The organism is Gordonia asplenii (assembly GCF_012933505.1).
GTDB lineage: Bacteria > Actinomycetota > Actinomycetes > Mycobacteriales > Mycobacteriaceae > Gordonia > Gordonia asplenii.
The window spans coordinates 16,480-28,304 of the sequence record NZ_JABBNB010000041.1; the positions used below are offsets into that span (position 1 = coordinate 16,480).

At 66.3% G+C, this 11,825-nt stretch carries 11 protein-coding genes; 8 read left to right on the forward strand and 3 right to left on the reverse strand.

The window, feature by feature from the left end; translation table 11 throughout:
• Positions 1-551 precede the first annotated feature (551 nt).
• Genes HH308_RS26545 through HH308_RS26560 form a run of 4 tightly spaced genes read left to right on the forward strand, consistent with a single transcriptional unit; the run spans position 552 to position 3,667 of the window.
• Positions 552-1,490, forward strand: coding sequence for a Rossmann-like and DUF2520 domain-containing protein (locus HH308_RS26545; RefSeq protein WP_170197293.1), 939 nt, complete (start codon positions 552-554; stop codon positions 1,488-1,490).
• Entirely contained in the window at positions 1,487-2,383 is an 897-nt protein-coding gene (panC, locus tag HH308_RS26550) for a pantoate--beta-alanine ligase (RefSeq protein ID WP_170197294.1), read from the forward strand. Before HH308_RS26545 ends, panC begins: the two co-directional genes overlap by 4 nt.
• A gap of 57 nt (positions 2,384-2,440) precedes the next feature.
• Positions 2,441-2,860, forward strand: coding sequence for an aspartate 1-decarboxylase (panD, locus tag HH308_RS26555; protein WP_170197295.1), 420 nt, complete (start codon positions 2,441-2,443; stop codon positions 2,858-2,860).
• A gap of 9 nt (positions 2,861-2,869) precedes the next feature.
• Complete coding sequence (locus tag HH308_RS26560; RefSeq protein WP_170197296.1) at positions 2,870-3,667, forward strand: type III pantothenate kinase; 798 nt, start codon at positions 2,870-2,872, stop codon at positions 3,665-3,667.
• An 85-nt stretch (positions 3,668-3,752) separates the two neighbouring features.
• Here HH308_RS26560 and HH308_RS26565 read toward each other — a convergent pair whose 3' ends face one another.
• Positions 3,753-4,298, reverse strand: coding sequence for a LysM peptidoglycan-binding domain-containing protein (locus HH308_RS26565; RefSeq protein WP_170197297.1), 546 nt, complete (start codon positions 4,296-4,298; stop codon positions 3,753-3,755).
• Between the two features lie 284 nt (positions 4,299-4,582).
• Between HH308_RS26565 and HH308_RS26570 the strand changes: the two genes are divergently transcribed.
• On the forward strand, positions 4,583-5,029 hold the full coding sequence (locus tag HH308_RS26570; protein WP_170197298.1) for a rhodanese-like domain-containing protein: 447 nt from the start codon (positions 4,583-4,585) through the stop codon (positions 5,027-5,029).
• 1,013 nt (positions 5,030-6,042) lie between these two features.
• Entirely contained in the window at positions 6,043-7,560 is a 1,518-nt protein-coding gene (lysS, locus tag HH308_RS26575; protein WP_170197299.1) for a lysine--tRNA ligase, read from the forward strand.
• Positions 7,561-7,565: 5 nt separating this feature from the next.
• Here lysS and HH308_RS26580 read toward each other — a convergent pair whose 3' ends face one another.
• Both HH308_RS26580 and HH308_RS26585 read right to left on the reverse strand, forming a co-directional pair.
• Positions 7,566-7,961 carry a DUF5313 family protein gene (locus HH308_RS26580; protein WP_170197300.1) on the reverse strand — a complete coding sequence of 132 codons (396 nt, stop codon included), beginning with the start codon at positions 7,959-7,961 and terminating at the stop codon, positions 7,566-7,568.
• 74 nt (positions 7,962-8,035) lie between these two features.
• Complete coding sequence (locus tag HH308_RS26585) at positions 8,036-9,577, reverse strand: FadD3 family acyl-CoA ligase (RefSeq protein ID WP_170197301.1); 1,542 nt, start codon at positions 9,575-9,577, stop codon at positions 8,036-8,038.
• 42 nt (positions 9,578-9,619) lie between these two features.
• On the opposite strand from HH308_RS26585, the gene HH308_RS26590 reads away from it, so the two are divergent.
• Together HH308_RS26590 and HH308_RS26595 are read left to right on the forward strand one after the other, a co-directional pair.
• Positions 9,620-10,954 carry an acyl-CoA dehydrogenase family protein gene (locus HH308_RS26590; RefSeq protein ID WP_170197302.1) on the forward strand — a complete coding sequence of 445 codons (1,335 nt, stop codon included), beginning with the start codon at positions 9,620-9,622 and terminating at the stop codon, positions 10,952-10,954.
• On the forward strand, positions 10,951-11,763 hold the full coding sequence (locus tag HH308_RS26595) for an SDR family oxidoreductase (RefSeq protein ID WP_170197303.1): 813 nt from the start codon (positions 10,951-10,953) through the stop codon (positions 11,761-11,763). Before HH308_RS26590 ends, HH308_RS26595 begins: the two co-directional genes overlap by 4 nt.
• Positions 11,764-11,825: the final 62 nt, after the last annotated feature.

Here is an 11,825-nt window from a genome sequence, read left to right on the forward strand (position 1 = left end):
TGATTGCATTCGGCCCCGTCACCCGCGCCGAGGGAGCCATTCCCTCGCTGCGGTTGTGTGGGCTGATTGCAATCTGCCCGGAAGTCTCCGTCGTCGACGCCGCCTGGCGTGCTGATTGCATTCGGCCCCGTCACCCCTGCCGAGGGAGCCACTCCCTCGCGCCGACCCACCCTGCTGATTGCAATCTGTCCCGACATCCCCGTCGTCGACGCCGCCTCGCCGGCTGATTACATTCGTCCCCGTCACCCGCGCCGAGGGAGCCATTCCCTCGCTGCGGCTGTGCGTGCTGATTGCAATCTGTCCCGACGTCACCGTCGTCGACGCCGCCTCGCGGGCTGATTGCATTCGGCCCCGTCACCCGCGCCGAGGGAGCCACTCCCTCGCTGCGACCCACCCTGCCGATTGCAATCTGCCCAGTTACTCACATCACACCTTCAACCACATCGCTCGCCGACCGCCTATCCTCGTCGTGGACGTCTGGTACCCGCGGAGCGGGACTGGAACGGAACGAAGGGACCACGGTGAGCACACCGGACCGATTTTCTGCTGGCATGCGCGCGGACGGATTGGCGCCCGCGCGCCTCGCTGTCGGCGTTGTTTCCGCCGGTCGGGTCGGCACCGCGATCGCCGAAGCGCTAGAACGAGCCGGACATGTCGTCGGGGCAGTTGTGGCATCGTCGACGGCGTCGCGCGAGCGGGCCGCGGCCAGGCTCCCGGAATCGCAGATTCTTCCGCTCGACCAGGTCGTCGCACGGTCGGAACTGCTTGTCATCGCGGTCCCCGACGCCGTGCTCCCGACGGTCGTCGGGCAGATCGCAGCCGGCGGGGCACTTCGACGCGGCACCGTCGTGCTGCATACCGCGGGTGCGCACGGCGTGGGAATCCTCGCACCCCTGTCGGACCTGGGCGCGCTTGCCCTGGCAGTGCATCCCGCGATGACCTTCGTCGGCGGCGTCGACGACACCAACCGCCTCGCCACGTCCTGTTTCGGCATCACGGCGGCCGACGAGATCGGTTACACGATCGCACAATCACTCGTCTACGAGATCGGTGGTCAACCGGTCCGCATCGCCGAGGCCGACCGCACCCTCTATCACGCGGCGCTCGCCCACGGCGCCAATCACCTGGTCGCGCTCATCAGCGACGCCCTCGCCATCCTCGACGTCGCCGTTGCGCGCGGTGCCGCCTACCACGACGAACCGCCGGTCCGCGCCGCCAACGCCATCCTGGGACCGCTGGTCACCGCGGCCCTGAGCAACGTCCTCGACCTGGGACCCGCGGCACTCACCGGGCCGGTCGCCCGCGGCGACGCCGACGCTGTCGCGGCGCACCTCGCCGCACTGCGCGAACTACCCGACACCGGGATCACCGCGGGGATCCCCGCCGCCTACATCGCCTCAGCCAACCGCGCCGCGGTCTACGCGGACGCGCCACCGAAGCTGCGCGACCTCCTGTCGCGAGCAGGCCGAAACGATACGGAGAATCGATGACGAACGCCGAGCAGGCACGCCCGTTCACGCCGGGGCAGTTGACGGTCCACCACGACCCGGCACAGATCAACCGGATCAGTCGTGCCCTGCGCGCCACCGGTAAGCGCATCGCCCTCGTCCCGACGATGGGCGCCCTGCACGAGGGGCACCTCGAACTCGTGCGCACCGCCAAGTCGCACGGCAATACCGTCGTCATCGTGTCGATCTTCGTCAATCCGCTGCAGTTCGGCGCCGGGGAAGACCTCGACGCCTACCCGCGCACCTTCGACGCCGACGTCGAGATGCTCCGCGCACTCGGCGTCGAACTGGTTTTCGCGCCGACGGCGGCGGACATGTATCCCAATGGGCCGCGCACCACGGTGTATCCCGGACCCGCTGGGGAAATCCTCGAAGCGGCTTCGCGGCCAACGCATTTCGCGGGAATGCTCACCGTCGTGCTGAAGCTGCTCAACATCGCGGCGCCCGACGCCGCGTACTTCGGGGAGAAGGACTACCAGCAACTGGTGCTCGTCCGACAGATGGTCACCGACCTCGATCTCAACGTCGAAATCGTCGGGGTGCCAACGGTTCGGGAGTCCGACGGCCTCGCACTCTCATCGCGCAATCGCAACCTCGACGCCGAGCAACGCGAACTCGCGACGACGCTGTCGGCCGCGCTGGTAGCGGGCGCGTACGCGGCGCAGGGCGGCGAGGACGCGATTCTCGCTGCCGCACAACAGGTTCTGGATTCGTTCCCGCAGATCGAGGTCGACTACCTCGCCGTACGCGGCCGCCAACTGGAGGATCCACCGGCCCAGGGCGATGGCCGGCTCCTCATCGCCGCACGCTTCGGAAACACCCGACTGCTCGACAACGTCGGAGTCGCGATCGGCATCTCGCTGCGCGACCAATAGACGGTACGCGACTAATAGGCGAATGCGACCAATCGACGAAAAGGAAAAGGACAGAACATGTTTCGCACAATGATGACCTCGAAGATCCATCGGGCCACCGTCACGCAGGCCGACCTGCATTACGTCGGATCGGTCACCATCGACGCCGACCTGCTCGACGCCGCCGACCTCCGCGAGGGCGAGCAGGTGACGATCGTCGACATCGACAACGGCGCACGACTGGAGACCTACGCCATCGCCGGCGAACGCGGCACGGGCGTCATCGGAATCAACGGTGCCGCAGCACATCTCGTTCATCCCGGAGACCTCGTCATCATCATCGCCTACGGCATCATGAGCGAACAGGAAGTCCTCGACTACGCGCCGCACGTGGTCTTCGTCGACGCCGACAACAAGGTGCTCACCCAGGGCACCGATCCCGCCGACGTACCGCTCGATTCCGGTTTGCTCGACCCCCGCATCCCGGTCACCGTCTAGACTCCGGTCATGCTGCTCACCGTCGACGTCGGCAACACCAACATCCACCTCGGTGTCTTCGCAGGACTCGGCGATCACGCGAAGTTGGTGCACGACTGGCGGATTCACACCGACCCGCACTACACCGCCGATGAGCTGGCGATGTCGATCCGCGGTCTCCTCGGCTCCGACGTCGAGCAGGTCACCGCTGTCGCCGGACTCTCGACGGTGCCGTCGTTGACGCGCGAGATGCGGGTGATGGTCGGCAAACACTTCGGCAACGGCCCGCACGCGCTGTTGGAGCCCGGTGTGCGCACCGGAGTGCCACTGCTGGTCGACAATCCCAAGGAGGTCGGCGCCGATCGCGTCGCGAATGCCCTTGCGGCACACGGCAGATTCGGCGGACCGGCGATCGTCGTGGCGTTCGGCACCGCAACCGTCGTCGACGCCGTGTCGGCGCGGGGTGAATTCCTCGGCGGTGCAATCGCTCCCGGCGTCAACCTCGCCGTCGAAGCGCTGGCCGAACACACGGTCACGTTGCGCCGCACCGAATTACGGGCTCCACGTAGCGTGGTCGGCAAGAACACCACCGAAGCGCTCCAGTCCGGAATCATCTACGGATTCGCCGGGCAGGTCGACGCCCTGGTGGATCGCATGCGTGACGAGGTCCCGGGTTTCGACGCCGACGACGTGCATGTCGTCGCGACGGGCTTCCTCGCACCGCTGATGTACGACGAATGCGAGACGCTCACCGACCATGTTTCCGAGCTGACTCTCGACGGACTGCGTCGAGTGCATGAGCGCGGCAAGGAGCGTCGACGCGGCTGACGATCGGCCGATGAATCCCGAAAATACTGGGCCGGAAGGTGATTCACCTTCCGGCCCAGCATTGTCTCGACAGCGAGAGATCACGTCACGGGATGGTGATGACCTGTCCGACGTTGATCAGATCGGGGTTGGGGATGTTGTTGAAGGCAGCGATCTCGCCGTAGCGGTTGCCGTCGCCGAGGTACTGCTCGGCCAGCCCCCACAGAGTGTCGCCGGGGACGACGGTATGGGTGACCTTGGGAGCCGGTGCCGGAGCGGCCGGCGCCGGCACTTCGGCGGCCTCGGGGATCGGCGAGTCGGTGACGGTGTCGGAGGCCCACAGGGCGGCGTCGCCGGCGTAGACGACCACGTTGCGGTCGTTCTGCAGGACGAGTCGTACGCCGGTGTTGCCGTCGGTCTTGGTGGACCAGATGCCCTCGTCCGCGCCGTTGTACAGCACGAAGTTGCCGTCTTCCTGCAGGGTCGCGCGCACGACGCCACTGCCGTTGGTCTTGGTGGACCACACCGGATTGCCCTGATCGATCAGAACGAGGTTGCCGTCGTCCTGCAGAATCAGCTGGTAGGCGTCGTTTGTCGAGGTTAGGGACTGGCCGGTACCGAGACGATCGCCGACGTTGAGTGTGTCACCCATGGTTTGAAGATCCACCTGTCTTTGTAGAAGCGAAGAACGGATTTTCACCGCATAGCAAGCGCGGCCACTAGACAGTAGCCGATGACACCGACAACTCGTCGAGCCGATCGCGAACACTCGATTAACGCGTGTGAATGATTCTAAGGCTGGTGCGCAGCGCGCCGATATGACAGACTGTCTGCGTGATCAAGAGCTGTCAGGAGTGTTGTCAGGGCTAGTCCGCGTATGCGGCGGCCCTCTTCGACGCCCCCAGTTCCGTCTCGATCATTCCCGAGGTTTCTCTCATGACCGCCACCCTCGCGGCCCCTTCTGCGTTATCCGCGTTCGCTACCTTCCGCCCCTCCGGCCGCTCCGGCGGTATGCCACCGCTTTCGGTTCCGGCGGGCGACTATCACCGCCACGTCGCCGCGGGCGCTGTCGCCGTCGACATTCGCAGCCAAGCTGTGCGTGAGCGGGACGGCGTCGTGTTCGGTGCCGTCGCCGTCCCCGCCGACGCCGTGCTCGACCGTCTCACTCCCGGCGGCCCCGACGCCCTGCGTATCGCCGCGCCCGGTGCGCGGTGGCTGCTGATCAGCGACGACGGCCACGACGCCGAGTGGCTCGCCTGGCATCTGCAGGCCCGCGGCGTCCTCGGCGCGCGGTTCGTCGTCGGCGGACATCGCCGAATGTGCAGCGAACGGATCAACGGTTCCGTGTCGCCCGCCGAACTGGCGATGATCTCCGCACACTAGTGGTTGTCGCGGCTAATAGGATTGATATCTTGAGCACCCTGCGTCGCCGTATCCTGCTGGTTGAGCGAGGCGAAGCCGAGTCGAAATCACTGTGACGCTGCGGGTTGCGTCATTGCCCGGCCGGCGGGTTTCGACTCGCTGCGCTCGCTCAACCGGCAGAGGACAGCAACGCCACACAATCTTTTAAGTGCGACACGCCACTAGTGAGTGTCGCGGCTAATAGTACTGATATGCTGCGCGCAGCCCTGCTTCGCCGTATCCTGCTGGTTGAGCGAGGCGAAGCCGAGTCGAAACCGCTGTGACGCTGCGGGTTGGGTCATTGCCCGGCCGGCGGGTTTCGACTCGCTGCGCTCGCTCAACCGGCAGGGGAACGCAACGTCATACAACTCGTCAAGTGCGACAGTCGGCTGGTGGTGCGTCGCGCCTAATGGTATTGATATCTTGCGCACCCTGCTTCGCCGCATCCTGCTGGTTGAGCGAGGCGAAGCCGAGTCGAAGCCACTGTGACGCTGGGGGTTTCGTCATTGCCCGGCCGGTGGGGGTTTCGACTCGCTGCGCTCGCTCAACCGGCAGAGGAGGGCAACGGTCATACAGCTGTTAAGTGCGACAGTCGGCTGGTGGTGCGTCGTGGCTAATAGTACTGATATGTTGCGCGCACCGTGCTTCGCCGTATCCTGCTGGTTGAGTGAGGCGAAGCCGAGTCGAAGCCACTGTGACGCTGCGGGGTTCGTCATTGCCCGGCCGGTGGGGGTTTCGACTCGCTGCGCTCGCTCAACCGGCAGAGGACCGCAACGGTCATACAGCTGTTAAGTGCGACACACCACCAGTGTTCCCAGCACGAGACGGTAGATGAGTGATTCCGGGCGGGCGCCGGGAAATCGTTGTCTGGCGGGACAACTATCTGCAGATTTCCTAAGCGCCCGGGCGAGAGTCACCGACCGGCCCACTGGATCACCGCCGAATCAATCATCTAGTGCGGGTTGCGCGCACCGCCACCGGTATTGTGGCAAGTCGTGAGCAATCAGACCGACGCGACTCGTGACACCGCCGACGACACCCCCGAACAGCTGCGGATTCGCCGCGAGAAGCGTGAGCGCATCCTGGCCGACGGCCGCGAAGCGTACCCGGTCGCCGTCGAACGCAACCACAGCCTGGCGCAGATCCGCACCGAGTTTACCGACCTGGAAGCAGGCGCCGAAACCGGCGTGAACGTGGGCGTCGCCGGCCGAATCATCTTCTTGCGCAACAAGGGCAAGCTCTGCTTCGCGACGCTGCAAGACGGTGACGGCACGCAGTTGCAGGCGATGGTCAGCTTCAACGGCGTGGGCGAGGAGGAACTCGCCCGGTGGAAGTCCGACGTCGACCTCGGCGACATCGTCTTCGTGCACGGTCAGGTGATCAGCTCGCGCACCGGTGAGCTCTCGGTGCTGGCCGACCGCTGGGAGATGGCGTCAAAAGCGTTGCGGCCGTTGCCCGTCGCACACAAGGAGATGAACGAGGAGTCACGGGTCCGGCAGCGCTACGTCGACCTCATCGTGCGCCCGGAGGCCCGCTCCATCGCGCGCACCCGCGTCGCGGTGCTGGCGGAATTGCGAAAGGCGTTGGCGGACAGGGACTTCCTGGAGATCGAGACGCCGATGCTGCAGACGCTGCACGGCGGTGCCGCGGCCCGGCCGTTCGTGACGCACTCGAACGCCTTCGACATCGACCTCTACCTGCGTATCGCGCCGGAGCTGTTCCTCAAGCGCGCCGTCGTGGGCGGCATCGACCGCGTCTTCGAGATCAACCGCAACTTCCGCAACGAGGGCGCCGACTCCACGCACTCGCCGGAGTTCGCGATGCTGGAGACCTACCAGGCCTACGGCACCTACGACGACGCCGCCGTGATGACTCGTGAACTGGTGCAACAGGTTTCGCTGGGAGCGCTCGACACGCTCACCCCGACGATGCCGGACGGCTCCGAGTACGACCTGTCCGGCGAGTGGATGTCGGTGTCGATGTACCCGTCGCTGTCGGAGGCGGTCGGCGAGGAGATCACTCCCGACGCCACCGTCGACGAGCTGCTCGCGCTTGCCACGAAAGTCGGGTTGGAGGTCCCCACGGGCAAGGGATACGGCCACGGCAAGCTCGTCGAAGAACTGTGGGAGCACACCGTCGGACACGGGCTGTCGCAGCCGGTGTTCGTCCGGGACTTCCCGGTCGAGACGTCGCCGCTGGTGCGGTCGCATCGGTCGCAGCGCGGCGTCGTCGAGAAGTGGGACCTTTACGTGCGCGGTTTCGAGCTCGCGACGGGGTATTCCGAGCTGGTCGATCCGATCATCCAGCGTGAGCGGTTCGTCGATCAGGCGCGGCTGGCCGCGGCCGGTGATGATGAGGCGATGGTCCTCGACGAGGAGTTCCTCGCCGCGATGGAGTACGGCATGCCTCCGACGGCGGGGACCGGCATGGGCATCGATCGGCTGCTGATGGCACTGACCGGGCTGGGCATTCGCGAGACCATTCTGTTCCCGCTGGTCAAGCCGCTCGCGTAAGGCCGCTACTTCTGCAGCCGGCGCCCGTGCCGTGCCTCGTACTCGGCGCGGGCGTCGGCGGTCTTGGCCAACTCGATCTCGTGGACCAGCTCGGTGTCGAGTCCGTGCCTCTTCAGTCGCGCCTTGCGATAGAACTTGTTGAGCACGACGGCGAAGTAGATGAACGGCAGCAGAATCGGCAGCGTCATCGTCAACTGCACCAGCGGGGTGGCGTTGGGGAAGCACAGCAACAGGATGACGAGCAGAATGAGGACCGGAATCACGTTGCGGATCACCGTACGTCGAGCGGCGCCCGGACCGGCCAAGTCGTTACGTACCCAGTCGTGCATCGAAGCGGGAAGCGTGCGGCCGTAGCAGTAGGTGATGTATTGCCAAGGATTGGGGCGGGTCGGGTCACTCATGGCTATCAACGTTACCCACTTGATCTACCTGCGCGTTAGTGCCTCCGGCGAAGTATGGCGCATCCCATACCACGCTATGTCAGCTCGCGCTTGAGGATCTTGCCCGACGCGTTGCGCGGCAGCGCGTCGACGACGACCACCGATCGCGGCACCTTGAAATTGGCGAGGTGTTCTTTCGCGTAGGCCACGACCGACGCCTCGGTGACGTCGGCGTCGGGTAGCAGCGTGAGGTAGGCCCGCCCCACCTCGCCGAGCCGGTCGTCGTCGACGCCGATCACCGCGACCTCGGTGACGCCGAGGATCCGTGACAGGGTCTGCTCCACCTCGGCCGGATACACGTTGAAGCCGCCGCAGATGTACATGTCCTTGAGTCGGTCGGTGATTTTCAGGTTGCCGCGGTCGTCGAGCGTCCCGACGTCGCCGGTGTGCAGCCAGCCGTCGGGGTCGATGGTCGACGCCGTGGCGTCGGGGTCGTCGAGGTAGCCGCGCATCACCATCCGACCGCGCGCGAGCACTTCACCCTGCTCGCCGATGCGCACCTCCATGCCCGGGTACGCGCGGCCGCAGGTGGTGGCGACGGTGACGTCGTCGTCGTCGGGCCGGCACGTCGTGATGAAACCGCTCGTCTCGGTTTGCCCGTAGGCGGTGATCACGGTGTCGACGCCGAGGTCGGTCTGCAGGCGCTCGACGAGGACCACCGGCACGATGGTCGCCCCGGTGACGATCAGCCGCAACGACGATAGGTCGTGCTCGGTGCGCGCGGGGTCGTCGAGGATGGTCTGGAAGATGGTCGGGGCGCCGGGGAAGATGGTCGCACGTTGTGCCGCAACGAGTTTCATCGCCTCGGTGGGGGAGTAGACGGCCAGCGGGAGCATCGTCGACCCGAACAGCACACACGGCAGGATGCCGGCCTTGTAACCGAAGGTGTGGAAGAACGGGTTGGCCATGAGATAGCGGTCGGCGTCGGTCATCTCGCCGTTCGACGCCCAGCCGTACGCCCCGGCCATGGTGTGCCGGTGCTCGGCGAGCACACCTTTGGGGAGTCCGGTGGTGCCCGACGTGAACAGGATGTCGGAGAGGTCGTCGGGCGCGACGGCGTCGGCGCGGTCGTCGGCGACGGCGAGGTCGGCGGTCGAGGGGGAACCGACGAAGTCGGGCCAGTCGATGGCCGACGGCGGGCACGGCTGCGCCGAATCGAGCGGGGCGCGGATCAGGGTACGGCCGGTATGGGCGCCGACGAGGTCGGCGAGATGGTCGGTACCGAGGAACGCGCCGGCGACGACGACGGTCCGCGCCCCGGATCGATCGATGATGTCGACGGCCTCGGTGAGGGTGTAGCGCGAGTTGAGCGGAACCAAGACTCCGCCGGCGTAGTGAACGCCGAGGGCGGCGATCGGCCAGTGGTAGCTGTTCGGGGCCCAGATGGCCACCCGATCGCCATGTGCGACACCGTAGTTGACCAGCGCCGCAGCGAATTCACGGACGCGGTTGCGCAGGTCGGCCCAGGTCAGCGTCACGGGATCGCCCCACTGGTGGTCGACGACGGCCGCACCGTCGGGCCAGCGTTCGGCCGCCCGGTTGAGTGCTGCGGGCGTCGTGGTCGGGTACTCCTCCATCGCACTAACCTAGCAAGCGCTTGGTAGTTTATGCTAGCTGTCATGACCCAGATCAATCTCGCCGATCGCAGCGTGGATCTCGGCGAATGGGCTGCGGTGACGCCGAACGCGACTGAACTCTTCGCCGCTGCGGTGCGCCTGTGGCTCGCCGAACATCTCGCCGGCGACTTCGCCGCACTCAAAGGCCGCGGCGGACCGGGCAGCGAACACGAATTCTTCGCTCAACGACTCGCCTGGGATCGACACCTCGCGGCGTCGGGCTGGACCTGTCTCGGCTGGCCCGCCGAATACGGCGGCCGCGGCGCGACCATCGAACAGCGCATCATCTTCCACGAGGAATACGCCCGCGCCGACGCGCCCGCCCGCGTCAACCACCTCGGCGAAGAACTCCTCGGCCCGACGCTGATCGAGTACGGAACCGAAGAACAGAAGGCGCGTTTCCTGCCGGGCATCGTCAACGTCACCGAGCTGTGGGCGCAGGGCTACTCCGAGCCGGGCGCCGGCTCCGACCTCGCCGGCGTCTCGACCACCGCCGTGCTCGACGGCGACAAGTGGATTGTCAACGGGCAGAAGGTCTGGACGTCGCTTGCCCATGTCGCACAATGGGTATTCGTCGTCGCCCGCAGTGAAAAGGGATCGTCGCGCCACGCCGGGCTGAGCTTCCTGCTGGTGCCCATCGACCAGGACGGCGTCACGGTCCGCCCGATCCAACAGCTTACCGGCACTTCGGAATTCAACGAAGTGTTCTTCGACGACGCCGTCACCGACGCCGACCTCATCGTCGGTGCGCCCGGCGACGGATGGAAAGTCGCGATGGGACTGCTGCAGTTCGAACGCGGCGTGTCGACGCTGGGGCAGCAGGTGGGCTTCGCCCGCGAGCTCGACGCCGTGATTGCGGTAGCGAAAGCCAATGGCGCCGTGAGCAATCCGGAGATCGCATCGCGACTGACCCGCGCCCGGATCGGGCTGCGTGTCATGCGCGCCCACGCCCAGCGCACGCTCGGCGGTAGTAGTCGGTCCGCTCGCTCCGCTCCCGACGCCGGTAACAATCGGCCCGCTCGCTCCGCTCCCGGCGCCGGTGACATCGTGAGCGAGGCAGGCGCGGCGTCGGTCGCAAAACTGTTGTGGGCCAACTGGCATCGCGAGCTCGGACAGCTGGCGGTCGACGTCGTCGGCGCGCCTGCACTCATCGGACCGTCGGCCACCACCGAAGGCCACCCCAACGACATCGCCGATCCTGCCACCGTCGAACTCGGCGAATGGCAACGACTCCTGCTGTTCACCCGCGCCGACACGATCTACGGCGGATCAAATGAGGTGCAGCGCAACATCATCGCCGAGCGGGTGCTCGGACTACCCAGAGAGGCACGCCCATGACATCATCGGCCCCGACGTCGCCGTTGGCGCAGATTCCCACGGAGATCCCGGGCCACGGTCTGCTCGCGGGCAAGAAGGCCGTGGTGACCGCCGCGGCCGGTACCGGCATCGGATTCGCCTGCGCCCGAAGGGTTCTCCTCGAAGGCGGCGACGTAGTGGTCTCCGACTTCCACGAGCGCCGCCTCGGCGAGACCCTCGACACGTTGACCGCGGAGTTTCCCGGCCAACAGGTCGCCGCCATCGTCTGCGATGTGTCGAGCACCGCCCAGGTCGACGCTCTGATCGACGGTGCCGCAAACGAATTGGGCCGGATCGACGTGCTGGTCAACAACGCCGGGCTCGGCGGTGAGACACCCGTCGTCGACATGACCGATGAACAGTGGGACCGCGTCCTCGACGTCACCTTGAACAGCACGTTCCGGGCTACGCGTGCCGCGTTGCGCTACTTTCGTGGCGTCGACCACGGCGGCGTGCTGGTCAACAATGCGTCGGTGCTCGGGTGGCGGGCGCAACACAGCCAATCCCATTACGCCGCAGCCAAAGCCGGAGTGATGGCGCTGACCCGATGCTCCGCGATAGAGGCCGCCGAGTTCGGTGTGCGGATCAACGCCGTCGCGCCGTCCATCGCGCGCCATCCGTTCCTCGCCAAGGTGACCAGCGATGAGCTCCTCGACGAGCTCGCCTCCCGTGAAGCGTACGGCCGCGCCGCCGAAGTCTGGGAGATCGCCGCCACCATCGCGATGCTCGCCAGCGACTACTCCACCTACCTCACCGGCGAGATCGTGTCGATCTCCAGCCAGCGCGCCTGAGCGTTTCCCGTCCGCTGCGCTCGCCTGACTGATTTCCCGTCGCTGCGCTCGCCTGACTATTT